Below are 24,696 nucleotides of genomic sequence, written 5' to 3'. Positions count from 1 at the left end.
GTGCGACTTTGAGTCACACCTTAGAATGGCAAATCATCATCGGAAATGTCGATCGGCTTGCCATTATTAGCAAACGGATCGGGATTAGCAGGGTTAGCCGCGGAGTTGCCTCCTTGGTTCTGACTTGCTGCCGGATTTTGACCCGGATTCGATGATGATGCATTGTTCGGGGCGCCTTGTGAACCAAAACTTGGCGGATTCTGCGGTTGGTTATTGCCAAACTGCTGCCCGCCGCCATAGTTCTGATTACCTTGGCCAGCTGGATTTGCCGGTTCGGACGGCCGCTGTTGAGTCGTTGCCCGGGATTCCAGCAACGCAAAGTTTTCAACGACGACTTCGGTCACATAGACCTTTTGTCCTTGCGCGTTATCATACGTACGCGTTTGGATATGGCCTTCAACTCCAACCATGGATCCTTTTTTGGTGAAGTTTGCAAAGTTCTCTGCAGACTTACGCCAGATCACACAATTGATGAAGTCAGTTTCACGTTCGCCGTTTGCACTGCGGAACTGGCGGTCAACGGCCAGCGTAAAAGAACCGACAGCCGTGCCACTTTGCGTGTAACGCAAATCAACGTCTCTGGTTAATCGACCTGTCAATGCAACACTGTTAAGCATGCCGTAGCGCCCCTTTCAAAAAAGTTACGATTAGTCTTCTCGCTTCACGATCATGTGACGCAGAATATCGTTGTTGATCTTGCCAAGACGATCAAATTCATTGATCGCTTTGTCATCTTCTGCGGACAAGTTCACGATATGATAGAGACCTTCGTTGTACTTGTTGATCTCATATGCGAGCTTACGCTTTTGCCAATCCTTGGAATCAATGATGTTGGCACCATTTTCCTTCAAAATATTGTCAAAACGTTCAACCAATTCAGTCTTTGCAGCATCGTCCAAATCTGGACGGATGATATAAGTGACTTCATATTTGGTTTCAGCCATGACGATTCACCTCCTTATGGACTTTAGGCCCCGGTCATTTGCCGGAGCAAGGAGAGTACTAAGGCTATAGAATAGCCGGATACTCACGAGTTAAAATTGTAGCATAGATCCGCGGCGAATACCACCTTTAAAATGGCAGATCGTCGGTTGCGACCTGTGGCGGGGTGCCTTCCTCTACTGGCATGACGTCGTCTGTTCCTGTCGCCTGCAAGGTCCCTGCCCGGCGGCTTTCCGTCGTGGCTCGCGACTCCAACCAAGCAAAATTATCAACGACGACAGCGGTCCGCCACACTTGCTCACCTTGCTTATTTTCAAAATGATTATTACTCAGCCGCCCTGAAATACCCAACAATGACCCTTTGGTAGTTGATCCCGCAAAAGTTAAAGCGCGTTTGCCAAAAATGACACACTCAATAAAATCAGTCTCGCGCTGTCCCGTTTTATTCTTGAAAACGCGATTCACCGCCAACGTAAATCGGACGATATCAAGCTCGTTAGCCGTTCGGAAAACTTCAGGCTCCTTGGTCAACCGCCCTGTTAGACTCACACTATTCAACATTCGCTTCTCCTCCTCTAAACGCGTTCACTGGTGCAGCAACCTGCACATAAGGACCTTGACCGCAATGACCTTTCTTCTGCATGGTTGCTTGCACAACACCGTACTATTTATCGCTGTCAGATATACATTACGCAAAAAGTGGTATGCTAAATGTAAACGAATTCAACTTTGGAGGAAAAATCATGACAGCTTATACTTTAGATCAATTCAGTCGCATGATTGATCACACAAACTTACATGCAGATGCAACTCACGCAGATTTGCGCCAGCTTTGCAACGAGGCCAAACAATATCATTTTAAAATGGTGGCGATTAACCAAGTCCAATCGGCTTTTTGTGCGAAACAACTAGCAGGTACCGACATTGATGTTGGCGCCGCAATTGCTTTCCCCTTAGGCCAAACGAGCATCGCGGCCAAAGTTTTTGAAACCAAAGACGCCTTACAAAACGGTGCCAACGAAATTGACTACGTGATCAATATCACGGCGCTTAAGGAACAGCAATACAGTTATCTTGAAAATGAAATGCGTCAAATCGTTGCTGTCTGTCATGCGGTCAATGTACCGTGCAAAGTCATTTTTGAAACCGCCTACCTCACCAAGCCGGAAATTATCAAAATGGCAACTATTGCTAAGGACGTCGGTCCGGATTTTATTAAGACTTCAACGGGCTTTGGCCCAGCCGGTGCCACTGTCGAAAATGTGGCTTTGATGAAAGAAACAGTCGGCGATCAAGTGCAAGTCAAAGCGGCTGGCGGTATCAGAGATGTTGATACCTTTTTGGCAATGATTAAAGCTGGTGCGACTCGCATCGGTACCAGCAGCGGCGTTAAGATCATCCATGAACTTAAGGCGCGCATGGGCAACCAATCAACCTTCACGATTTGAGGTTATCTGTACGCAAACAAATACCGGTCGAAGTGGCAAATTGCCATTTCGACCGGTATTTTTATTGAGCGTGAATCAGCTCAATTGATGCTAGCATTATTAGATTATTCAGGCTGGTCGCCAGTATCATGTTGCTCTGGTTGATCAGCTTCAGCGCGATCAAGCAATTGGCTCACTTGCTGATCGGCATCGCCAGCATACGAACCATCAGCTGGCTGCTGCGAGGTTGGTGCAGCAGAACCGTCTGTCGGGCTAGTTGGCTGATCTGGCTTGCTGCCATCGTCTGGATCGTCGCTTTCCGGTTCAACCTTGGCCATCGTTGCAACCTTGGCATCGTCGTCAACTCGAATTAAACGAACCCCTAACGTTGCTCGGCCAGTTTGCGAAACACTTTGAATATTGAAGCGAATCATGACACCAGAATCAGTCATAACAAGAATATCTTCGGTACCATCAACGGTAGTGACCCCTGCCAACGGACCATTCTTGGCGGTGATGTTGGCTGTCTTGATCCCTTTACCGCCACGACCTTTAATCGGATATTCCTTCGCTGCCGTCCGTTTACCGTAACCTTTTTCTGAAATGACAAAGACTTCGGAATCGGGTTTGAGAATGTCGGAACCCACTACGTAATCGTGTTCACGTAAACGAATACCTCGAACCCCAGTCGCTGAACGTCCCATTGAGCGAACGTCTTGTTCCTTGAAGGTCACACTGTAACCCAGATGCGTCCCGATCAGGATATTGTCTTGTCCGGACGTTAGGATGACATTATTCAGTTCGTCTTCATCCTTGAGATTCAACGCAATCAGTCCGTTGCTGCGAATATTGGCGAATTCCTTCACCGGTGTGCGCTTAACAACGCCTTTTTGCGTGACGAAGAAGAGATAACGATCATCATTTTCGCCTTCATGCACGTTGATAACCGTTTGAATCTTTTCACCGGCACCGACACCAAGCAAGTTGATAATTGGAATCCCTTTTGCGGTTCGACCGTACTCAGGAATTTCGTAACCCTTGCTGCGATAAACTTTACCTTTGTTGGTGAAGAAGAGCAGGACATCATGCGTGGAAGTCGAAATCAGGCGTTCAACGAAATCGTCATCATGGACGTTCATCCCCTGAATACCGCGACCCCCGCGATTTTGTGCCTTGAATTCACTGGTTGCCAATCGCTTGACGTAGCCGTTATGACTCAACGTAATGACCACGTCTTCTTGCTCGATCAGATCTTCATCTTCAAGACTGAGCACTTCACCGACCAGTAATTCAGTACGGCGCTTATCGCCGAACTTCTTCTGAATATCCAGCAATTCGTTGTAGATGATCTGATGAACACGTTCCGGTCTAGCAAGAATATCAGTATAATCAGCAATCGCTGCTTCAACATCCTTATATTCGCTTTCAACCTTCTCGCGTTCCAAACCGGTCAACCGAACCAGCCGCATATCCAAGATTGCTTGGCTCTGCTTGTCAGACAACTTAAACTTGTCCATCAAAATGACTTTTGCCTTGTCGCCAGTTTCAGAACTACGGATAATCGTGATGATTTCATCAATATGATCAAGCGCAATCCGTAATCCTTCGAGGATATGCTCACGAGCCTTGGCCTTACGCAGGTCAAATTGCGTCCGCCGACGAATGACGTTTTCTTGATGATCCAGATAATATTGCAGGATCTGTTTCAAGCTCAACACTTTGGGCGCACCATTAACGATTGCCACCATGTTGAATGAAAAGCCGGTTTGTAGTGGCGTGAGCTTGTACAAGTTATTCAAAATAACTGATGCACTAGCATCACGGCGCACATCAATGACGATCCGCATCCCGTCACGGTCAGATTCATCCCGCAAGGTTACGATCCCATCGATTTTCTTTTCATGAACCAAATCTGCGATCCGTTCAACCATTTTGGCTTTGTTAACCATATATGGAATCTCGGTAATCACGATCCGTTCACGGCCAGACTTCTCCGTCTGAACATCAACTTTCCCGCGCAAAACAATCGTGCCGCGGCCAGTTTCATAAGCATGGCGAATGCCTGACTTACCCATCACAACGCCGCCGGTTGGAAAATCAGGTCCTGGCAGTGCCTGCATTAGGTCAGCTGTCGTGGCATCTGGATTATCCATCAACACGTGCAGCGCCGAGATAGTCTCTGACAGATTATGCGGCGGAATATTGGTCGTCATACCGACCGCAATCCCAGTCGCCCCATTGACCAACAGATTTGGAAAACGTGCCGGTAAAACAACCGGTTCTTTTTCCGTGCCATCATAGTTATCCTGAAAATCAATCGTATCTTTGTTGATGTCACGCAGCATCTCGACTGCTATTTTGCTCATGCGAGCTTCGGTATACCGCATCGCAGCGGCACCGTCACCATCGACAGATCCAAAGTTCCCGTGGCCATCGACCAGCATGTAACGATAGCTGAAGTCCTGTGCCATTCGTACGAGCCCTTCATAAATCGAGCTATCACCATGCGGATGGTATTTCCCCATGACATCCCCAACAATACGCGCACTCTTCTTGTACGGTTTATCCGGCGTCACGCCGAGTTCATTCATACCGTACAGAATCCGCCGTTGAACCGGCTTGAGGCCATCGCGCACATCAGGCAAGGCCCGCGCTACAATGACACTCATCGCGTATTCAAGGAATGATTTACGCATTGTTTCGCCGAGGTTCACATTGGTAATTCGGCTTTCTTGGCGATCATCCATTAAGCGAAAAGTCTCCTCTCAAAAATTCTCATGCAAAAGCTGACTTAGTTAAACTGGTCAATCAAGCATCAATGTTGTTCGGATCAACAAACACAGCGTTATCTTCAATAAATTTACGCCGCGGTTCAACATGATCACCCATCAACATTTCAAAAACGCCATCTGCAGCTTCGGCATCCTTTGGCGATACCCGCAGTAAGCGCCGATTATCCGGATCCATGGTCGTCTCCCATAGCTGGTTGGCGTCCATTTCCCCAAGCCCTTTGTAACGCTGAATCTCTGGCTTTGGACTCGGCGGCAACTGGCCTAGAATGTCTTGCAATTCTTCATCGGAATCAATATATTGCGTCATTTTGCCTTGGCGTAACCGATACAACGGCGGCTGTGCGATGTAGACATAGCCAGCGTCAAGCACTGGCCGCATGTAGCGATAAATCAACGTCAGCAACAAAGTCCGAATGTGGGCACCATCAACATCGGCATCGGTCATAATGATCAGTTTGTGATATCGAGCCTTATTGATATCAAAGTCCTGCCCAAAACCGGTACCCATCGCGGTGAATAAGGTTCGAATTTCTTCATTGGCCAAGATGCGTTCCATTGAAGCCTTTTCGACATTCAGAATTTTCCCACGAATTGGCAAAATGGCCTGCGTCAGGCGACTACGCCCTGATTTGGCAGAACCACCAGCGGAATCCCCTTCGACGATAAATAATTCAGAGATCTCTGGGTCCTTACTGGTGTTGTCGGCCAATTTACCAGGCAGGTTCGAAATTTCCAACCCGCTCTTTTTCCGGGTCACTTCACGCGCCCGCTTAGCCGCCAAACGTGCCTTGCTGGCCAGCATGGCTTTGTCAATGATTAGCTTGCCATCAGCTGGGTGTTCCATGAGAAACTTATTGAAGTGGTCAGAGAAGGTACGGTCAACCACCGTTCGGGCATCCGAGTTTCCTAATTTGGTTTTAGTTTGCCCTTCAAACTGCGGATCTGGATGTTTCACGGAAACAACCGCCGTCAAGCCCTCACGAACATCATCCCCGCTTAACGGATCATCGCTGTCTTTTAGCGCCCCAGACCGGCGAGCGTAATCATTAATGACCCGTGTCAGCGCCGTTTTAAACCCGGTCTCATGCGTGCCGCCTTCATACGTATGGATGTTGTTGGCAAACGTCAACAAGGTGCTGTGATAGTCGTTGGTGTATTGCAACGCGACTTCCACCGTGATGCCTTTGTCTTGTCCTTCCACATAAATTGGTTCTTGTAACAGGTTTTCTTTTTTCTCAGTTAAAAAGTCAACGTAAGACTTGAGGCCGCCTTCGTAATGGAACACCAGCTTCTCGTGCGTTGCCGCGCGCTTGTCGGTAAAGGTCAACTTGAGACCCTTGTTCAAGAAAGCCAGTTCGCGAATTCTGGTGGTCAGGATCTTATCATCGAATGTTCTAATTTCGGTAAAAATGTCCGGATCAGGCAGAAAATGAACCTTGGTGCCGTGTTCGTGCTCCGGTGCCGTGCCAATCACTTTCATCGGCGTGTTCACCTTGCCGCGAATAAAGTCAATGTAGTAACGTTTGCCACCACGAGTAACCGTGACGTCCAAATCAGTCGACAACGCATTCACGACTGATGCCCCGACACCATGTAGGCCACCGGAAACTTTGTAGCCGCCGCCGCCGAATTTACCACCGGCATGTAAAACGGTATAAACCGTTTCAAGTGCTGGCCGTCCGGTTTTAGACTGGATATCGACTGGAATCCCGCGACCGTCATCTGTTACCGTCACACTATTATCTGGGTTAACTTCAACTTCAATCCGTGTTGCGAATCCAGCCAGCGCTTCATCAATCCCGTTATCAATGATTTCCCAGACCAAATGATGCAAGCCTTGGCTGCTTGTCGAGCCAATATACATCCCTGGACGCTTCCGAACCGCTTCAAGTCCTGAAAGTACTTGAATCTGGCTGGCATCATACTCAGCCGCCAGTTCATCCTTCTTCTCTTCGGCCGTTTCTTTCTTGTCCGTCACTGGTTATCCTCCTTGTTAAAATGCGTTCACTGGCACAGAAACCTGCACATAAGGACCTTGAACGCAATGGCCAAAAACCGGCCATCACGTTCAAGCCCACTTATGTTCCGGTTTCTAAACGTGCCTGTTCACGCTCTGCTTTAAACGCGTTCAACAGCCCAGAAACCTGCGTGTAAGGAACCTGAACGCAATGACCAAAGTACGGTCATCACATTCAGGCCCACTTACACTCCGGTTTCTAACCGGGCTGGTTCACGCTCTTGCTAATGTCCCCTCATCAACTTTAAAGACTGCAGGGGTTGCGATGATTTCTTTTTGAATGCCTTCCAAACTTGTGGTGGTTAAAAAGGTTTGGACTTTGGTTTGAATGGCCTTAAGTAAATGGGTTTGGCGAGCCGCATCTAATTCTGACAACACATCGTCCAGTAATAGCACTGGATATTCGCCAGTTTGATCCTTCATAAGGTCAATCTCTGCCAGCTTAACAGCCAATGCTGTGGTGCGTTGTTGCCCTTGACTGCCAAAATTGGCAACATCCTTATCATTGACGATGAACAACACATCATCTCGCTGGGGACCGACTAAACTGGTTCCTTGTTCGATTTCGCGCGCTTGCTGCTTGGCAAACATCTCGCCCAAAGCAGTGTAAACCTGCTCACTGTCACCGCGAAGACTGGGGTCAACCTGCGTTTGATAAGAAAAATGCAATGACTCCCGCCCCTTGGTGATATCTTGCTGAATCGTTGCAGCATAATCCGACATCGTCTCCAACAACTTAGCGCGCGCCGTAATTAGCTCTGCCCCGAAAGCTGCAAGCGAGTCAGTCAACACATCCAGATAAACCAGATCCTTGGCCTGATGATACTTAAGCTGCTTCAAATACGCATTGCGCTGCTTCAAAAACGTTTTATATTGGCTCAGATTATAAAGGTACTTGGGACTCATCTGACCAAACTCCATGTCGATGAAGCGACGCCGCCCAGCCGGACTGCCCTTGACGATGGCTAAATCCTCAGGTGCAAACAAGATGACATTAAAATGCCCTAAATACTGGGAAAGCTTCGGTTGTTCGATGCGATCAATCCGGGCACGCTTGCCTTGATGACTGATAATCAACTCCAACTGATGGGAACCGCTTTGTCGCGAAACTTGCCCGGAAACCCGTGCAAACTCGCTACCAAAGCGAATCAGTTCCTTATCATTGTTGGTTCGATGACTGCGAGCCAATGCCAAAACATAGATTGATTCAAGCAGATTTGTCTTGCCTTGAGCATTTGCCCCAATCAAAACATTGATTTCTGGTGAAAATGTTGTATCAACAGCAGCATAATTGCGATAATTTTTCAGCACCAAGTGATCCAGTTTCATGCGCTCACGATCACGTATGTTTGGCCGGCCACGCTGACTTGATCATCTGGATACAGCTTGCGCCCACGTCGCTCCTCAGCTGCGCCGTTGACTGTCACTGAGTTTTCACCCAGATACCACTTGGCCGCACCGCCACTATCGATCAATCCCGCCTCTTTCAGAAACTGGCCCAAGGTCAAAAAAGGGGTCGTGATTTCGATTGTTGTCATTGCTGTCGCCCTCCATTCCGAAAAGTGCTAGACAAACCGCGTTAAACCGCGATTTGTCGTCAATGAACACAAATTAATTATACCCTTATACTACTTAAAACACAATTCTAAAACGGCATTAAAGCGGCTCTGAGGCAATCTGAACGTTGTGCGTCCCCCTAGACTAAAAAGACCCAGAAAGGCCAAAATCGGCTAAATTTTGATTTCTATCGATTTTGACCAACTCTAAAGCTACTTTTACTTTTGTCCAGCAATATCCAAATCTGCGTTTAAAAATATCAAGCAACGCAAATGAACGTTTTTGCAATTTGATCGTGAATCGCGATTAGCCTTCAAAAATGAAAGGCTGCACACTTGGCTATCTATAATCACTTCTGTATAATTAGAGCATAGAACAATGTATAAATGTGTCTTTTTACATAAAAAGTCACTTTTTAATTTCATAAAAGTTAACATAAAGCTTTGTATAGGCTCTTATTATTTTATAAAAATAATATATTGGCTATCTATTATTATGTATTTATTTTCTATTTGTGAAAGCGCAGTCTGCACCCATATATGGAGGAAAATATGACATCTACTACTAAGTCGGTCTTTGGTATCTTTTTAATTTCTTCAGTGGCTACGTACGTCTATGGAAATTTCAATACAGATTTTCATAATTGGCTGAATCCTATGACAATCTTGGTCAGCGTCTTGATGGGTTGTGTCTTGGCATTTGTCTATTATTATTTCGTCAAAAGAAAACACTAAGCTTTGGCGAATATCAGTTCGATAACAAAAAAGATTCTAGAGAATTCATCACTCTCTAGAATCTTTTTTAATTGGCGCTCTTTGTTGCTACATCACGTGTTAAAACGTTCGAACTGGCGTGATGAGTTGGATAAACCGTTCCTTGTCTTCTGTTGGAACCAAAGTGAATGGTCGCAATGGTGCGGTGAAGTCAACTTCAATTGCCGTTTGGCCAAATCCTTGCAAGGCATCCTTCATATAGTCAGGGTTGAACGAGATTTCTAGATCCTCGCCGCTAAGTTTGTTGAAACTAAGTACTTCTTCAACATTCCCGACGTCTGGCGAATTACCGTAGATAGTCGCTTTTTGATCAGCGATATTAAGGACAAGCCGAACCACATTGTTGCTACTTTCGTGACTCAGCAAGCTGGCACGTTGAATGGAGGCCAGCAATGCTGGTGCGTCAAATTCCGCTTGCGTATTGCTGGATGTTGGAATAAGTCGGCTTGTGTCAGGGTAGTTGCCTTCAAGTAAGCGTGAATAAAAGGCCGTTTGCCCAAACACGAACAGCACTTGATTTTCCGCAATGCGAATTTCGATTTTTTCAACGTCATCGCTTAACATGCGGCTAAGTTCTGTCAGACTTTTCCCTGGAATAATGATGTCATAATCCGAGGCACTTGCTGTTGGTAAGGTCAGGCTACGTTGCGCAAGGCGGTGGGAATCAGTCGCAACAGCTACCAACTGATCGCCGGTAATTGTCAGATGAACCCCTGTCAAGATTGGTCGACTTTCCTGATTAGAAACGGCAATAACTGTTTGGTTAATCAACTGACGTAACACATCAGCTGAAACACTCAACGCTGCATCGGCTGTAATTTCTGGCAACCGCGGATAGTTATTGGCATCCAAACCATTAATAGTAAATTCAGATGCCCCAGACGTGATGACGGTTTGGAAATTGTCTTTAACTTCAAGCGTCATTGTGCTTTCTGGCAAACGTTTAACGATTTCGCTAAAGAAACGGGCTGGCAAGACGATTTCACCAGTGCTTCCGATTTGGAGATCATTATTTTCATCCGTTGCGTTGATCCGTGATTCGATTGAAATATCGGCATCACTACCAGTGAGGATTAAGCCGCTATCGTTGAGCACAATTTTCAATCCAGTCAGAATCGGAATGGTTGTTTTGGTTGAAATGGCCCGAGAAACATCATTCAAGGTTTTTAAGAATGTGGATCGGGTGATCGTAAATTTCATAAGAGCCTCCTGAACGTCTTTTATATATATAATATAAAGCTTTTGAAGTAATAGTAATAGGGCGTGTTCAAACTGTGGAAAACTTTGAGAAACAACAACTGAGAAAGTTATGCACTTGTGGATAAGTGCGACGGATAAAATGGTTTGTTTTTGAAGGTTATCCACATGTGCATTACCCGCGGTTTTTCAAGATATTCCGCAATTCGATCACTTGAGCTTTTAAATTCTCATCAGTTGTCATTGAAGCCATAATTTTTTCGTGGGCATGGATGACGGTTGTATGATCCTTGCCGCCGATTTCCTGACCTATTTTCGGTAAACTGTTATCGGTCATTTCGCGCGCTAGATACATCGCGATTTGGCGCGGAATGACAATCTGTTTGACGCGTTTCTTTCCTTTAAGATCCTGAACCGTCAGCTGAAAATATTTCGCGACAGCATTCAGGATTTGTGGAATGGTCAATTGTCCGCTGCGGTCATCAAGTTTCAGGGCTTTCAAGGCATCCGCGGCTAAGCTGGTCGTGATATCTTCGTTTTTCATGGTTGAAAAGGCTTGAACGCGTACTAACGCACCTTCGAGATCACGTACGTTACTTTCAATTTGACCAGCAATGTAAGACAAGGTGTCATCTGGAATGCTGAGATCTTCAGCATCGGCTTTATTCCGCAAAATAGCGATTCGTGTTTCCAGATCTGGCGGTGTGACATCGACAGACAAGCCCTTATTAAACCGCGAAACCAACCGTTCTTGAAGTTTGGGGATTTCGTTAGGCAGGCGATCACTGGTCAAAACAATTTGCTTCATATTTTCATACAGCGTATTGAAGGTATGAAAAAATTCTTCCTGTGTGGCCTCTTTGTCACCAAAAAACTGAATATCATCTACCAACAGCAGGTCCACATTTCGGTATTCTTGCCGAAATTGTTCCTGTTGTTTGGTTTGAATCGAGTTAATGAAGTCATTAGCAAAATTCTCACTGGTGACGTATTTTATGTTGGCTGCTGGGTTATTACCTAGCACTAAATTACCAATCGCTTGCATTAAGTGGGTTTTGCCAAGACCGACGCCACCATAAATAAACAGAGGGTTGTATGTTGTCCCAGGGGCTTCAGCAACCGCCAAAGCAGCCGCGTGGGCCATTTGGTTGCCCTTACCAATCACGAAGCGGTCAAACGTATATTTCGGATTTAAATGGGTTTTTGCCTTAAAAGTCAGATTTTGATCGTCTTCTTCAACCGCAGGACGTTGATCTGTAGCCGGAGCTGGCTGCAACTCATCCTTGGTCATAATGACGGGATCAACTTCAAGTTGCGCGAATTCGTAAACGCCTTCGACTACCTTGGTCACGAGATTCTTTTCCCAATAAGCTTTGTGTAAAGAAGCTGGGACTTCAATTTCGAGTTTATCTTTGGTTAATTTGACGGGTTTTGCTGTCTGGATCCATGTGCTGTAACCGACCGGGGTCAATTCTTCACGGAATTTATCATTCAGGTAAGCCCAAAGTTCCTCTAAATTGGGCATTCATGCCCCTCCTCCAATTATGTCCGGTAGCAAACCAGCTTATAGCTATGCTGACGAGTGATGACGGACATTCCTATATAAAAACGCGCTCATTGGCACCGAAACCTGCGTGTAAGGACCTTGACTGCAATGACCAAAGCCCGGTCATCACAGGCAAGGCCAATACACGCCGATTATTCAACGCGCCAATTCACGCTCTGCTGAAACGCGCTCGCATGCCCAGAAACCTCCACATAAGGACCTCGAGTCTAAATGGCCAAAGAGCAGCCATTTAGACTCGAGGCCACTTATGTTCCGGTTTCTAACCGGGCATGCGAGCGCTCTGCCAAAACGCGTTCATTGGCGCAGCAACCTGCGTGTAAGAACCTTGACTGCAATGACCAAAGCCCGGTCATCACAGTCAAGGCCGCTTACACTTCGGTTACTGAACGCGCCAATTCACGCTCTGTAAAAATAAGTTTAGCATTGCTGGCGTAAGTTTTCCACAGAAAGCACAGTTTTCCACAAACAAAAAATTGAGAAATGAACAGGGTGCGAACAGACTATCCCCAAGGTCGGGGACAACGAAAGCGTGATGACAATAAATTCGCAGTTATGCACATTGGCGCTGTGGAACAAAAACCTTGTAGCAGTAAGTGTTTCACAAGATATGAACAGGGCTTTGACAGCTTGTGGATAACTTTCTTCACACCCCTGTTTATCTGCGAATTTCCTGTGATTGGTTTGTGGAAATGACCGAAACCTAAAAATTTGAGACACAAGTTATCCACAGGTTCATAACTATCTGTGGATGTCGTGTCATCATCATGAGATCCTGCTTTCAATGGAAAAAACCTTGACGATAGTTGCTTCCTCGTGTAAACTCGGATGATGTCTGATAATGCAAGTCATCTTAATAAGATAAATCGTTTTTCATAGGAGGTGTCGTCAATGACAACCAAACGGACTTTCCAACCAAAGAAACGTCACCGTGAACGTGTTCATGGTTTCATGAAGCGGATGAGCACAAAGAACGGCCGCAAAGTTTTAGCACGCCGTCGCGCTAAAGGACGTAAAGTATTATCTGCCTAAGCCACTGACCGCGTCAGTGGTTTTTTTTAGAGCGCAAACAAACGCAGTTAGGAACCGGAGCGTAAGCGGCCTAAGTCGTGATGACCGGTCTTTGGTCATTGCGACTTAGGTCCTTACGTGCAGGTTTCTGCGCTTGTTCACGCGTTTCGGCGGCAGCAGCATGACCCCAATGAACGGCAATGGCCCAATCGTTGGTCGTTGCCGTTCATTTTCTGCTCAACAGCTTAATCTCAATGTGCAGATTAGAAACCGTCGACAAACCGCTGATACATATAGGAAAACACCGAGTCATCTTGTATACTTAGAACCAGATTGTGAGGGAGCATCATTGCGCAAGTCATATCGGATCAAAAAAGAAGCTGAATTTCAGAATGTGTTTGACCATGGCGATTCGGTTGCCAACCGCAATTTTGTGATCTATCACATGAAACGCGACCAACCGCATTTTCGTGTTGGTATCTCAGTGGGGAAGAAAGTTGGCCACACTGCGGTCATGCGTAACCAGATTAAGCGCTATATTCGGCAAAGTTTACTGGAGTTAAAACCTAATATTGACGCGCAAACCGATTTTTTGGTTATTGCACGTAAATCTGCTAACCAGCTCGACATGGCTGGCACCAAGAAAAATTTGATTCATGTCATGCGATTGGCTGGCATCCTGAACGAAGACATCGAGGTCATCTGACCAGAGCGTGAGCAGGCGCGTTTAGAAACCGGAGCATAAGCGGACTCAAATCTAAATGGCTGGGCTTTAGCCATTTAAATTTGAGGTCCTTCTGTGCAGATTTCTGCGCCTAGCGACCGCGTTTAAAAAAGAGAGGGATCATTTGTGAAAAATCGTCAAATCAAACGTGTGCTCGTCATTTTGAGCATGCTAAGCCTGGTCTTCATTTTGACGGCCTGCGGAACCGGACCCGTTACGCAAAATAGTACGGGGTTCTGGGATCGCTATGTTGTCTACACAGCCGGTCAATTTGTTATCTGGCTGGCGAATTTGTTCGGTGGCAACCCTGGTGTCGGGATTATTGCCTTCACCTTGATCATCCGAATTTTGATTTTCCCGCTGAGTTACATGTCAATCAAGAGCATGTCCAAACAGCAGGAAATTGCGCCGCAGCTAAAAGAACTACAAAAGAAGTACAGTTCAAAGGATACGGAAACCCAGACACGACTGCGTGATGAAACACAGAAACTTTATGCTTCAGCTGGGGTTAACCCAGTGATGGGCTGTCTGCCGATTGTGATCCAGATGCCATTCCTGATTGCGCTGTATCAAGCAATTTTGCGCACATCATCACTGCAAACGGGTACTTTCCTTTGGATGAACCTGTCACAACCAGATCCGTTGTGGATTATGCAGATTCTGGCAACTTTATTCACGTTGGGTACTAGTGTCTTATCCATGATGGCACAACCAACGCGTAATTCTAGCAGCTGGCTCATGATGATCGTCTCGCCTGTCATGATTTTCGTTTTCTCAATTACCTTGCCAAGTGCGCTGGCCATTTACTGGGTAGTTACCAATGCCTTTTCAATGATTCAGCAGTTGCTGATCCAGAACCCATTCAAGATTCGCCGCGAACGTGAAGCAAAAGCGCAGGCTGAAAAAGAAAAAGAACGGGCACTCAAGCGAGCGTACAAAAAAGCAACCAAACGGCGTAAATAACAACGGGAGGAAGCAAGATGCCAACCTTTCAAGGCAGTACGATTCAAAAAGCCATCGAAACTGGTCTCAAGCAGCTTGGCTTGCCGCGTGATGCCGTTAGCGTTGAAGTCGTTCGAGAAAATAAGAACGGATTTCTGGGCTTGATGCGTAAGCCAGCGATTGTTAATTTAAAACCCTTGGAACCGCCGATAGACGCTGATCCGACGCCAAGCGACGATCCGCCTGCCAAACCGCGGGCAGGGAAAAAACTTGCAACGGCTTTAACTGATGGTGCAGGCAAGAAAATTGCCAGTGCTTTCAACGATATCACCACCAAAAAGCGAGATAATCAAACCGCATTGGCCATGGTGCAGAGTTATCTGGAAGACATCACCACTGGTATGGGGATCGACACTCAAGTCACAAGTGAACGGCAAGGTAACACGGTCACATTTCAGTTGAAAACAGATGAAGAAGGCCTGTTGATCGGTAAGCATGGCAAAATCATCAATGCAATTCAATACTTAGCCCAAACTGAGTTCAATCATTATGCCAAAAGTAAATGGACAATCATGCTTGATGTCGGCGATTATCGCGAACGACGGCAGGCAACTGTCACACGTTTAGCAGAACGCACCGCTCGCGAGGTTTTAGCAACTGGCAAAGCCGTCTATCTCGACCCGATGCCATCATTTGAACGCAAAACGATTCATACGACACTTGTGGACAATACGTACGTTGAGACCCATTCAGAAGGCGTCGATCCTCGGCGATATGTCGTAGTCACACCCAAAAGACCGTAACTAACTTTTGACAAGTGACCGTTGCTTAAGTATGATAGTCACAGTTTAATAACGATGAAGTAGTCAAAGTGCTTTATCCAGTCTTTCCCTGATAGGGGGAAAGACTGGATTTTGCGCTTTTTTTGTAGAGCGCAATCAGGCGCGGTTAGAAACCGGAGCATAAGTGGCATCAGACCTAAATGGCTGGTTTTGCCATTTAGGTCTGATGTCCTTATGTGCAGGTTTCTGCGCCTGATTGCGCGTTTCGGAACCGCCTAGCCCCCTAACCAGAAAGTCTGGGCTTTGGGCCATCTGGTTGGACTGTCCTTCGCATAGCCGAGATGCGCCTGATTGCGCGTTTCAGAGGCCACGAAGGGATTGGCCTTTACCACACAAATCCCTACATGCAGGTTCTACAATTCCATTGCGCGTTTCGGAGGCCGCCACATCACTCATCCGCCTCAGTCGCCTGCCATGTCCAACCCCATCAACTCATTTTTCTTACCGAATCATCTCAAAAAGGAGTCTTTCAAATGTCTGCATCTATCACTGCGTACGACACCATCGCTGCCATCTCCACCCCGCCTGGCGAAGGTGCCATCAGCATCGTTCGGCTCAGCGGTGAGACAGCCGTAGCGACAGCTAATCAAGTTTTCAAGGGAAAAGACCTCTCGCAGGTTAAAAGCCATACGATTCATTATGGCCATATTGTCGACCCTGAAAGCGGCGAGTTGATTGATGAGGTCATGGTTAGTGTCATGTTGGCACCTAAGACCTTTACCCGTGAAGATGTTGTCGAGATTAATTGTCATGGCGGTATTGTTGCCACTAACCGCATTTTGCAGTTGCTCTTAGGCGAAGGCGCACGGATGGCTGAGCCAGGTGAGTTCACCAAACGGGCATTCCTGAACGGCCGCATTGATCTCACAGAAGCTGAGTCGGTCATGGATCTGATTCGAGCCAAAACCGATCGGGCGATGCAGGTTGCAGTCAATCAGCTAGACGGTAATCTGCATACATTGATCAAACGCCTTCGTCAGGAAATCCTCGAAGTGTTGGCACAGGTGGAAGTCAACATTGACTATCCTGAGTATGATACTGATGAAATGACCACCAAAATGCTGCTTGAAAAGGCGCAAACCGTTCAAAAAGCTATCAGCAATTTGCTGAGTACCGCCAGTCAAGGCAAGGTCTTGCGCGAAGGTTTAGCCACCGCAATTGTTGGCCGTCCCAACGTTGGAAAAAGTTCGCTGTTAAATCACATGTTGCATGAGGATAAAGCGATTGTGACCGATGTAGCTGGTACGACTCGTGATGTGCTAGAGGAGTATGTCAACGTGCGTGGTGTCCCGCTAAAACTGGTCGACACAGCCGGTATTCATGACACGACTGACAAAGTCGAGAAAATCGGTGTTGAACGCTCACGTCAAGCCATCACACAAGCCGATTTGATTTTGCTAGTGTTGGATCAAAGTGAACCATTGACGGATGAAGACGAACAGCTCATTCAAGCAACAGCTAATAAAAAACGGATTATCGTTTTGAATAAACAGGACTTACCTGCACAGCTAGATACCACCGCCTTGTTGAAGTTGGTTTCGCCGGATGAAATCATCAAGACCGCTATCCCGACTAGCGCAGGCATGGATGCCTTAGACGAACGGATTGCGAAGTTGTTCTTCGGCGGCATCGAAAATAGCCAAACAACAGTGATGGTTTCCAACGCTCGGCAGATCGGGCTATTACGCCAAGCCAACAAGAGCTTGGACGCTGTGATCGCCGGAATCCATGCTGGTATGCCAATTGATCTCGTGCAAATCGACATGACTGCGGCGTGGGATAAACTTGGTGAAATTACTGGTGAAAGTGCGCCAGATGAACTAATCACCCAATTGTTTAGTCAATTCTGCTTGGGCAAGTAAAGCTCAGTGCCAATTAGAAACTTATTCATGGAGGAAATCGAATGCCTGATGTCAAAAAATTTGAAGCCGGTACCTATGATGTCATCGTTGTTGGTGCTGGTCACGCTGGTTGTGAGGCCGCTTTGGCAGCCGCGCGGATGGGCCAAAAGACGTTACTATTGACGATCAGCTTGGAAATGCTGGCGTTTATGCCGTGTAATCCAAGTCTGGGCGGCCCAGCCAAGGGAATCGTAGTGCGTGAAATTGATGCACTCGGTGGTGAAATGGGCAAGAATATTGATCGAACATATATTCAGATGCGGATGCTTAACACCGGCAAGGGCCCAGCCGTTCGTGCATTACGGGCCCAGGCTGATAAGGCAGCCTATCACCGCAGCATGAAACACGTGATTGAAAACACGCCAAATCTGGATCTGCGTCAAGGCCTCGCTACTGAGGTGCTCGTCGAAAATGGCCAAGCTGTCGGTATCGTGGCGGCAACTGGCGCAATGTATCGGGCCAAGAGTGTTGTTTTGACCGCAGGCACCAGTTCTCGCGGCAAGATTATCATCGGTGAGTTGATGTACAGTTCTGGCCCTAATAACAGCCTGCCAAGTATCAAGCTGTCAGAAAATCTTGAACAGCTCGGCTTCAAATTGCGGCGATTTAAAACCGGGACTCCGCCGCGAGTCAATGGCAACACCATCGAATTTGATAAAACCGAGGAACAGCCTGGCGATAAGACTCCGAATCATTTTAGCTTCACGACGCCGGATTCAGTTTATTTGAAGGATCAGCTTAGTTGCTGGATGACTTACACTAATGCAACGACCCATCAAATTATTCGCGATAATTTGGATCGGGCGCCAATGTTTTCCGGTGTGATCAAAGGGGTTGGCCCGCGCTATTGCCCATCAATTGAGGATAAGATCGTTCGTTTTGCTGACAAGCCGCGGCATCAACTGTTTTTAGAGCCAGAAGGTCGCGATACCTCCGAATACTATGTCGGTGATTTTTCGACTTCTATGCCAGAAGAAATTCAACTGAAAATGCTGCATAGTGTGGCTGGGTTGGAACATGCCGAACTCATGCGTGCCGGGTATGCAATTGAGTACGATGTGATCGAGCCATGGCAACTGAAGGCCACGTTAGAAACCAAAGTCGTTGATAATCTTTTCACTGCCGGCCAGATGAATGGTACCAGCGGCTATGAAGAAGCAGCTGGCCAAGGCATTATGGCTGGCATCAATGCGGCGTTGCGTGCCCAAGGCAAAGGGCCGTTCACGCTCAAGCGTTCCGATGCCTATATTGGTGTGATGATCGATGATTTGGTGACTAAGGGCACGAATGAACCTTATCGCCTGTTGACCAGCCGTGCTGAATATCGACTTTTGTTACGCCATGACAATGCCGATCTGCGGCTGACGCCAATGGGCCATGAGCTTGGTTTAATTAGCGATGAGCGCTATGCTGAATTTTTGGCAAAGCGTCAGGCCATTGAAACTGAACTTAACCGGCTGAATACGACCCGGTTGAAGCCTAAAGACGTGAATCCATGGCTAGAGGCCCATCATTATGCGCCACTTAAGGATGGCGTCTTGGCCAGCGACTTCCTGAAGCGGCCGGAAATCGACTATCAGACGATGGCGCAATTCTTGCCAGATAATCCGACTTTGGATCATCGTGTCATTGAGCAGGTTGAGATTCAAATTAAGTATGCTGGCTATATTGCAAAGGAAGAAGCCAGTGTCGCCAAACTGAAGCGCCTGGAAGGCAAAAAGATTCCGCTACGTATTAACTACGCGGCCATCAATGGTTTGGCAACTGAAGCACGTCAGAAGTTGGTTAAAATCCAGCCAGAAACCATTGCGCAGGCGAGTCGTATCAGCGGCGTCAATCCTGCTGATGTGGCGATTTTGTCAGTGTACATTGAGCAGGGACGCATTAGTAAAGTGGCCCAATAAATTGGAAACCGAATTGCCAAACTAGCTGGCGATTCGGTTTTTTTGATGCCAAGCCAGCCCGGGGAGAGACCGACGTGTAAGTAGCCTTGGACGGGGGCGCGTGATCATGAGAAGCAGCAGTTTTGTGCTTTGAAGCAACCTTTGATAAGCTGAAAAAGTCTACTGGACATGACGCTTTTTTGCCTTGTCACTGTCGGCGAATTATCGATTTAAAAAGTGGGGAACGGCTAAGTAGCAAGATGAAATTAGAGGAGTGGGAACCATGTTAGGCTTTTGGACATCTAGAGCACTACTTTTTTTCTTTTTATTTCTGGTGCTCATCTTATTAGGACTTGGGATAGTCGTCATTTTGCGCAGAAAAGATTTTTCATTAGCAGTGAAACTGGCTTTGGCGCTACTGCTGATAATCGCATTTTTAGGCATTGGTTATGTTTTGTTATTTATTTCTTTCATTGGTTTTAACACGCCATAACGCACTTGTGTTTTCATTTGTTTAAGGGGTTAATAAATGAAAAACCTTTTCAGAAAAATTTGCTGACGATTGCCTAATGTCATCACTTGCCACCGCTATCAAAAAAGCCGACAATTAATAAAATGCAAAACGCGGAAACGCGATCTTGAGGAGCAAACGCGATGAGTCAACCAGGAACAGAGGAAATTTTAGAAGTCTGCGGCAAGGTGGGAGAGATTTTACTGAATGCCGGCGCCGAGACATCACGGATTGAGACAACCGTGGAATATATCGGGCATGCGGCAGGGGCAAGCGTTGCGTGTTATGCCACGATTACGGCAGTTTTTGTCAGTTTGGAGAACGAAAGTCGTACGCGCTTAATCAAATCAACATTAGGCGGATTCAACTTGCAAAAGGTCGATGAGTTGAATCAACTGTCGCGTGAATTCGTCGCTCATCGGATAACATTTGAAGCCCTTAAGCAAGAAGTTGCGCGAATTGATCACCAAGTCATTAATTTCCCATGGTGGGCGCGGATTCTGGGCGCCGGTTGGGTTTCGGTCGCGCCAATGCTGCTTTTTAAAGCGACAAATGGTGATTTGGCTTTAGCCTTTTTTGTTGGTATTTTTGGTTATCTTGCGGCTGAGTATGTCGGTCGCCGCACGACGACGCCTTATTTCAAAGAAGCGACTGGTGCCTTTGTGGTGGCCATTTTAGCGGAATTACTGGTGAGCATCGGGTGGGGCGATAGTTCCGGCAATATTATTATTAGTGCCCTCATGCCGTTGGTTCCTGGGGTGGCCATCACCAATGCGATTCGGGAAATTCTTTCGCGGCAAATCATCAGCGGCATTGTTCGCACTGTAGACGCCATTTTTGTAGCTGGCGCAATTGGTTCTGGGGTCGTTATTGCGATTGTACTGAATAATGTTTGGGGAGGGCGCTAGCATGCGCTTATTAATTGAATTTCTGATTAGCGTCTTGTCGAGCATCGGGTTTGGCGTCATCACCAACATCCCCAAACGCGCCTTGCTGCCAGCTGGGATCACAGGCGGTGTTTCGTGGTGTGCATACTGGCTCATCAGCCTGCAGGATCACAGTCTCATATTACCGAACTTCACGGCCACGGTAATCATCGGATTGCTGGGGAATTATTTTGCTATTCGTCACCGGGTGCCGGTTAATACGATTTACATACCAAGTCTTGTATCACTGGTGCCAGGCGGCATTGCTTATCTGGGTGCGCGCAGTTTCACCATGGGAAAAGCCGCGAGTGCTGCGCAGCAAATCTATAACGTCATTTTGATTGCGATGGCACTGGCAGTCGGTTTTGTGGTCGCGGAGGTTATTTTTAAGGCCGTTCGACCGCAACTTGTTCGCCTAATTGCAAAGTTGCCGAAAGTTCAGACAAAATCACAGAGAGGAAAAAGACCATGACTTTAACAGAACAATTGATGCAGACACTGGCTGCCGATGAATCAGAAATGCTTGCGATTCGGCGGCATCTCCATGCTCATCCGGAAATTTCGTTTCATGAGAAACAAACGGCTGCTTATATCAAACAATATTATGCAGCCTTGAACGTCCCCGTGACGCCGTGTGGGGAGGGCTATGGCATGTACGTTGATATTCAAGGCGGTCAACCGGGACCGACGTTAGCGTTGCGGGCGGATTTTGATGCCTTGGCGATTCAAGAGGATAACGACCTGTCGTTCAAGTCTCAGAATCCTGGGGTGATGCATGCGTGTGGCCATGATGCGCATACGGCTTATTTGCTGGTGTTGGCTAAAGAATTGATCAAGATCAAAGCCAAATTGGCCGGTACCATTCGAATCATTCACCAGCCCGCTGAGGAAGTCTCTCCAGGTGGTGCCAAGGGGATGGTAGCAGCAGGGGTTCTCGAAGGCGTTGATAATGTGTTAGGCGTTCATGTCATGTCATCGATGCCGACAGGGTTGATTGGCTACCATACAGGCGCAACCCAAACCGGGCGGGCCAACTTTACCGATACGATTATCGGCAAAGGTGGACACGCTTCTATGCCGCACCTGAGCAACGATGCTATCGTGGCTGGCAGCTATTTGGTGACGGCACTGCAAACGATTGTGTCGCGGCGAGTTGATCCTTTTGACACGGCAAGCGTCACCATCGGCTCATTTGACGGCGCTGGTTCTTTCAATGCGATTAAGCAAGACGTTGTATTGAAAGGCGATGTCCGGATGATGAAGGAAACAACGCGCAAAACGATTCGACAACAGATCGTCACCATGAACCAAGGACTAGAAACCCTGTTTGGGGTTAAAACAAAGCTGGACTATGATGACAATTATCCGGTTTTGATGAATGATGCGACCTTAACCGAAAATGCAATGGCCGCGATCAAAGCAGCAAATATTCCGGAGATTAAGGCCATTAAGGACACTGGCGTTCAAGACCCATCCGAAGATTTTGCGTATTTTGCCCAAAAGGTACCAAGCAGTTTCTTCTACATTGGCTGTCAACTGCCAGACGGCTCTAATCATCCTCACCACAGTCCCGACTTTATGATGGACGAAGATGCGATTCTGATTGCTGCCAAGGCTGTTGGCGCGGCGGCGTTAGGGTATTTGCAAAGTGAATCGACAACGCGATGAACAAGTAGGACTTTGCGCGGTCGTGGTTTGATATGCTTTCTTTAATACAAAAACGAAAAAACCTTGCAACCATTTTAAGAGGGCTGCAAGGTTTTTTAAAATTTTTGTGAAACAGTATTCATTAGATTGTCCGATTTCGGACTTTAAGCTGCTGGCTCACTGGTGACTTGTTCCACTTTTGTCATCGCATCTGCTACTTTGGCAGGTGTTAAAGTTGGATCAACCAAGATGAAGGTTTCATCTGGTTTAGCGGCAAATTCGGCCACTTGCTTAATCTTTTCATCGACTTGATCGGTGACATGCAAATCTTCAAGGTTCAATGGCAAACCGATCTTTTCATAGAATGGAATCAAGTTGCGAATTTCGGTATCATCGCCGGTTTCAGCCAGTTGCACCAGAATGCCGTAAGCCACTTTTGAACCGTGCAAGATGGCATGGGTTTCTGGTAAGTAGGAGAGGCCATTGTGAGTGGCGTGAGCACCGGCAGCGCGACCATCAATGCCGCCGAAGCCACCGACTTCACCAGCCAAGCCGATAATGGTATCGGCAACCGCCTCAAAAGCCGGGGTGTCGCGGCCAGCATCCAAATCGGCCAAGGCCTGTTCAGCATCTTTAAAGAGAATCTTTTGAATCGTTTTGGCCGCGGCACGACTCAACTGGCCGTATGCCTTTAACTGATCCACTTTATCACGGGTAATGCCGTCCATCTCATACCATTTGGCCAAGGTATCGCCAATTCCAGCAACAAAGAAATCATGTGGGGTGGACAATAAGAGGTTATAGTCTACCAAAGTAATATAGGCAGATTTTTTAAAATATTCAACGTAACTAAAGGTATGACCTTGCGGATGATAAATTGCAGCAAGCGGTGTGAATGGCGCACAGTTAGAGGCCAAGGTGGGGATGCTGATGAGCTCAGCACCCAAGGCTTCGGCCGCAACTTTGGCGGTATCGATCAAGCGACCAGCACCGATTCCTACCACGGCATCAGCATGACCGATTTCCTGTGCAAGTTCGTGTCCATTCTCATCACTGGCGGAGCCGTCGTAATGATAGACTGGCAAGTTCAGTTCGCCGGGATAAGCCTTGGTGAAAGCAGCAAAACTTTTTTCGCCGGTAATCACAACTGGTTGATTAAAATCCGCTAAGATCGTATCTAAGTATGCCAAGGCACCTGACTCACTCACAAAACGATTTGCCCCAGGGCGTAGTTCCAAATCTAACTTCATCGACAAAACTCCTCTCATGTAAATCTCATCTTATGTGATAATTTTTAACATACGCGATGTTCTGTATGAAGTCAACTAGAAAATGAAAACAGGTAAAACCTGGATACCAAAAATACACTTAGCCTACAACAACTGGGATTGTTGTAAGCAAAAACAGTCACTAATAATGTCACGGAAAGTCCGAGATACTACGCCGTTCCACTATCTCTTATTTCCAAAATACTTATAGGTTGGTAAATTATTTTCTGTTGTGTCGCTGGGCGACAAGGGTTACATGCGAGTATTGGGAAAAAGGACAAACAAAAACGGGTTTTAAAAACAGTGTTGACATTGCTTGAAAGCGCTGTTAATATAACAAAGTAGTATAAATACGTAGGAACGTGACTTAACAAATTAAGGCGTCACCTATTCACAATGAGATCCATTTCGGGTTTTTTTGGTGAATAGGTGTTTTTTTGTTCTCTCTGGGTTGGCTTTAAAACATGTGTTTTGTAGGGAGGTGATTGGGATGAAAGTGGTTAAAAAAGTTTACAATAATAACGTTGTTCTCGTTATTAATGAGAAAGGCCATGAAGAAATCATCATGGGGAAAGGTATCGGATTTAACCTACGTGCTAAAGAAACGTTTGATGAAGCAAAGCTTTCGATCGACAAGACTTTTGTCGTTGAAGACGAGCAAAGCATTAATAATCTTCCTGATATTTTAAATACAATCGATTATTCTGATATCGAATTGGCCAGTGACATCATTAAGCAAGGAGAAAAAGTTTTAGGTTATAAGTGTTCAACT

At 46.7% G+C, this 24,696-nt stretch carries 22 protein-coding genes; 12 read left to right on the top strand and 10 right to left on the bottom strand.

What is annotated here, in order from left to right; all coding sequences use genetic code 11:
* Positions 1–20 precede the first annotated feature (20 nt).
* The 3 genes from ssb (ACWPAB_RS12285) to ssb (ACWPAB_RS12275) all read right to left on the bottom strand — a co-directional run bounded on the left by ssb (ACWPAB_RS12285) (position 21) and on the right by ssb (ACWPAB_RS12275) (position 1,503).
* Positions 21–617: a single-stranded DNA-binding protein gene (ssb, locus tag ACWPAB_RS12285; protein WP_003568462.1), complete on the bottom strand. Its 597-nt coding sequence runs from the start codon at positions 615–617 to the stop codon at positions 21–23.
* A 30-nt stretch (positions 618–647) separates the two neighbouring features.
* Positions 648–944, bottom strand: coding sequence for a 30S ribosomal protein S6 (gene rpsF, locus ACWPAB_RS12280; RefSeq protein WP_003568460.1), 297 nt, complete (start codon positions 942–944; stop codon positions 648–650).
* Between the two features lie 127 nt (positions 945–1,071).
* Entirely contained in the window at positions 1,072–1,503 is a 432-nt protein-coding gene (ssb, locus tag ACWPAB_RS12275) for a single-stranded DNA-binding protein (protein WP_003568458.1), read from the bottom strand.
* Between the two features lie 182 nt (positions 1,504–1,685).
* Here ssb (ACWPAB_RS12275) and deoC point away from each other — a divergent pair, with 182 nt between their 5' ends.
* Positions 1,686–2,390, top strand: coding sequence for a deoxyribose-phosphate aldolase (deoC, locus tag ACWPAB_RS12270; RefSeq protein ID WP_003568456.1), 705 nt, complete (start codon positions 1,686–1,688; stop codon positions 2,388–2,390).
* Positions 2,391–2,494: 104 nt separating this feature from the next.
* Here the strand turns inward: deoC and gyrA are convergent, their stop codons facing one another.
* The 6 genes from gyrA to dnaA form a co-directional block, all read right to left on the bottom strand.
* Entirely contained in the window at positions 2,495–5,116 is a 2,622-nt protein-coding gene (gene gyrA, locus ACWPAB_RS12265; protein WP_003584054.1) for a DNA gyrase subunit A, read from the bottom strand.
* Between the two features lie 61 nt (positions 5,117–5,177).
* On the bottom strand, positions 5,178–7,139 hold the full coding sequence (gyrB, locus tag ACWPAB_RS12260; RefSeq protein WP_003568453.1) for a DNA topoisomerase (ATP-hydrolyzing) subunit B: 1,962 nt from the start codon (positions 7,137–7,139) through the stop codon (positions 5,178–5,180).
* A 252-nt stretch (positions 7,140–7,391) separates the two neighbouring features.
* On the bottom strand, positions 7,392–8,507 hold the full coding sequence (gene recF / locus ACWPAB_RS12255; protein ID WP_003572804.1) for a DNA replication/repair protein RecF: 1,116 nt from the start codon (positions 8,505–8,507) through the stop codon (positions 7,392–7,394).
* Complete coding sequence (yaaA, locus tag ACWPAB_RS12250; protein ID WP_003568449.1) at positions 8,504–8,716, bottom strand: S4 domain-containing protein YaaA; 213 nt, start codon at positions 8,714–8,716, stop codon at positions 8,504–8,506. Before yaaA ends, recF begins: the two co-directional genes overlap by 4 nt.
* A gap of 852 nt (positions 8,717–9,568) precedes the next feature.
* Complete coding sequence (gene dnaN / locus ACWPAB_RS12245; RefSeq protein WP_003568447.1) at positions 9,569–10,708, bottom strand: DNA polymerase III subunit beta; 1,140 nt, start codon at positions 10,706–10,708, stop codon at positions 9,569–9,571.
* 172 nt (positions 10,709–10,880) lie between these two features.
* Positions 10,881–12,230: a chromosomal replication initiator protein DnaA gene (dnaA, locus tag ACWPAB_RS12240; protein WP_003568444.1), complete on the bottom strand. Its 1,350-nt coding sequence runs from the start codon at positions 12,228–12,230 to the stop codon at positions 10,881–10,883.
* A gap of 930 nt (positions 12,231–13,160) precedes the next feature.
* Here dnaA and rpmH point away from each other — a divergent pair.
* The 10 genes from rpmH to ACWPAB_RS12190 all read left to right on the top strand — a co-directional run bounded on the left by rpmH (position 13,161) and on the right by ACWPAB_RS12190 (position 22,677).
* Positions 13,161–13,301, top strand: coding sequence for a 50S ribosomal protein L34 (gene rpmH, locus ACWPAB_RS12235; RefSeq protein ID WP_003568442.1), 141 nt, complete (start codon positions 13,161–13,163; stop codon positions 13,299–13,301).
* Between the two features lie 328 nt (positions 13,302–13,629).
* Positions 13,630–13,986: a ribonuclease P protein component gene (gene rnpA / locus ACWPAB_RS12230; RefSeq protein WP_012492235.1), complete on the top strand. Its 357-nt coding sequence runs from the start codon at positions 13,630–13,632 to the stop codon at positions 13,984–13,986.
* Between the two features lie 144 nt (positions 13,987–14,130).
* Positions 14,131–14,967: a membrane protein insertase YidC gene (gene yidC / locus ACWPAB_RS12225; RefSeq protein WP_003568431.1), complete on the top strand. Its 837-nt coding sequence runs from the start codon at positions 14,131–14,133 to the stop codon at positions 14,965–14,967.
* 17 nt (positions 14,968–14,984) lie between these two features.
* On the top strand, positions 14,985–15,749 hold the full coding sequence (gene jag / locus ACWPAB_RS12220; RefSeq protein ID WP_003572793.1) for an RNA-binding cell elongation regulator Jag/EloR: 765 nt from the start codon (positions 14,985–14,987) through the stop codon (positions 15,747–15,749).
* Positions 15,750–16,261: 512 nt separating this feature from the next.
* A complete protein-coding gene (gene mnmE, locus ACWPAB_RS12215; protein ID WP_003568424.1) occupies positions 16,262–17,650 on the top strand; it encodes a tRNA uridine-5-carboxymethylaminomethyl(34) synthesis GTPase MnmE in 1,389 nt (462 codons plus the stop codon).
* A 41-nt stretch (positions 17,651–17,691) separates the two neighbouring features.
* Positions 17,692–19,593: a tRNA uridine-5-carboxymethylaminomethyl(34) synthesis enzyme MnmG gene (gene mnmG, locus ACWPAB_RS12210; RefSeq protein ID WP_003568422.1), complete on the top strand. Its 1,902-nt coding sequence runs from the start codon at positions 17,692–17,694 to the stop codon at positions 19,591–19,593.
* Positions 19,594–19,855: 262 nt separating this feature from the next.
* Positions 19,856–20,065, top strand: coding sequence for a hypothetical protein (locus ACWPAB_RS12205; protein ID WP_003568420.1), 210 nt, complete (start codon positions 19,856–19,858; stop codon positions 20,063–20,065).
* A gap of 161 nt (positions 20,066–20,226) precedes the next feature.
* Entirely contained in the window at positions 20,227–20,991 is a 765-nt protein-coding gene (locus ACWPAB_RS12200; protein ID WP_003568534.1) for a threonine/serine exporter family protein, read from the top strand.
* Between the two features lies 1 nt (position 20,992).
* Positions 20,993–21,481, top strand: coding sequence for a threonine/serine exporter family protein (locus tag ACWPAB_RS12195; RefSeq protein WP_003568415.1), 489 nt, complete (start codon positions 20,993–20,995; stop codon positions 21,479–21,481).
* Positions 21,478–22,677: an amidohydrolase gene (locus ACWPAB_RS12190; protein ID WP_003586125.1), complete on the top strand. Its 1,200-nt coding sequence runs from the start codon at positions 21,478–21,480 to the stop codon at positions 22,675–22,677. The genes ACWPAB_RS12195 and ACWPAB_RS12190 overlap by 4 nt, the downstream gene beginning before the upstream one ends.
* Positions 22,678–22,820: 143 nt before the next feature.
* On the opposite strand, the gene ACWPAB_RS12185 is transcribed toward ACWPAB_RS12190, so the two are convergent.
* On the bottom strand, positions 22,821–23,906 hold the full coding sequence (locus tag ACWPAB_RS12185) for an iron-containing alcohol dehydrogenase family protein (protein ID WP_003586123.1): 1,086 nt from the start codon (positions 23,904–23,906) through the stop codon (positions 22,821–22,823).
* Between the two features lie 508 nt (positions 23,907–24,414).
* Here ACWPAB_RS12185 and ACWPAB_RS12180 point away from each other — a divergent pair.
* Positions 24,415–24,696: CAT RNA binding domain-containing protein (locus ACWPAB_RS12180; RefSeq protein ID WP_331242845.1), on the top strand; the 282-nt coding region annotated here is incomplete at its 3' end.

The organism is Lacticaseibacillus sp. 30 (assembly GCF_053819265.1).
The sequence above is the reverse complement of the archived record's forward strand: the minus strand, read 5'-3'. Positions and strand labels throughout refer to the sequence as shown.

What these genes read in the sequence shown, in the direction of transcription:
- ssb (WP_003568462.1), bottom strand. Translation starts at nt 617, where the DNA reads ATGCTTAACAGTGTTGCATTGACAGGTCGATTAACCAGAGACGTTGAT.
- rpsF (WP_003568460.1), bottom strand. Translation starts at nt 944, where the DNA reads ATGGCTGAAACCAAATATGAAGTCACTTATATCATCCGTCCAGATTTG.
- ssb (WP_003568458.1), bottom strand. Translation starts at nt 1,503, where the DNA reads ATGTTGAATAGTGTGAGTCTAACAGGGCGGTTGACCAAGGAGCCTGAA.
- deoC (WP_003568456.1), top strand. Translation starts at nt 1,686, where the DNA reads ATGACAGCTTATACTTTAGATCAATTCAGTCGCATGATTGATCACACA.
- gyrA (WP_003584054.1), bottom strand. Translation starts at nt 5,116, where the DNA reads ATGGATGATCGCCAAGAAAGCCGAATTACCAATGTGAACCTCGGCGAA.
- recF (WP_003572804.1), bottom strand. Translation starts at nt 8,507, where the DNA reads ATGAAACTGGATCACTTGGTGCTGAAAAATTATCGCAATTATGCTGCT.
- yaaA (WP_003568449.1), bottom strand. Translation starts at nt 8,716, where the DNA reads ATGACAACAATCGAAATCACGACCCCTTTTTTGACCTTGGGCCAGTTT.
- dnaN (WP_003568447.1), bottom strand. Translation starts at nt 10,708, where the DNA reads ATGAAATTTACGATCACCCGATCCACATTCTTAAAAACCTTGAATGAT.
- dnaA (WP_003568444.1), bottom strand. Translation starts at nt 12,230, where the DNA reads ATGCCCAATTTAGAGGAACTTTGGGCTTACCTGAATGATAAATTCCGT.
- rpmH (WP_003568442.1), top strand. Translation starts at nt 13,161, where the DNA reads ATGACAACCAAACGGACTTTCCAACCAAAGAAACGTCACCGTGAACGT.
- jag (WP_003572793.1), top strand. Translation starts at nt 14,985, where the DNA reads ATGCCAACCTTTCAAGGCAGTACGATTCAAAAAGCCATCGAAACTGGT.
- mnmE (WP_003568424.1), top strand. Translation starts at nt 16,262, where the DNA reads ATGTCTGCATCTATCACTGCGTACGACACCATCGCTGCCATCTCCACC.
- mnmG (WP_003568422.1), top strand. Translation starts at nt 17,692, where the DNA reads ATGCCTGATGTCAAAAAATTTGAAGCCGGTACCTATGATGTCATCGTT.
- ACWPAB_RS12205 (WP_003568420.1), top strand. Translation starts at nt 19,856, where the DNA reads ATGTTAGGCTTTTGGACATCTAGAGCACTACTTTTTTTCTTTTTATTT.
- ACWPAB_RS12200 (WP_003568534.1), top strand. Translation starts at nt 20,227, where the DNA reads ATGAGTCAACCAGGAACAGAGGAAATTTTAGAAGTCTGCGGCAAGGTG.
- ACWPAB_RS12195 (WP_003568415.1), top strand. Translation starts at nt 20,993, where the DNA reads ATGCGCTTATTAATTGAATTTCTGATTAGCGTCTTGTCGAGCATCGGG.
- ACWPAB_RS12190 (WP_003586125.1), top strand. Translation starts at nt 21,478, where the DNA reads ATGACTTTAACAGAACAATTGATGCAGACACTGGCTGCCGATGAATCA.
- ACWPAB_RS12185 (WP_003586123.1), bottom strand. Translation starts at nt 23,906, where the DNA reads ATGAAGTTAGATTTGGAACTACGCCCTGGGGCAAATCGTTTTGTGAGT.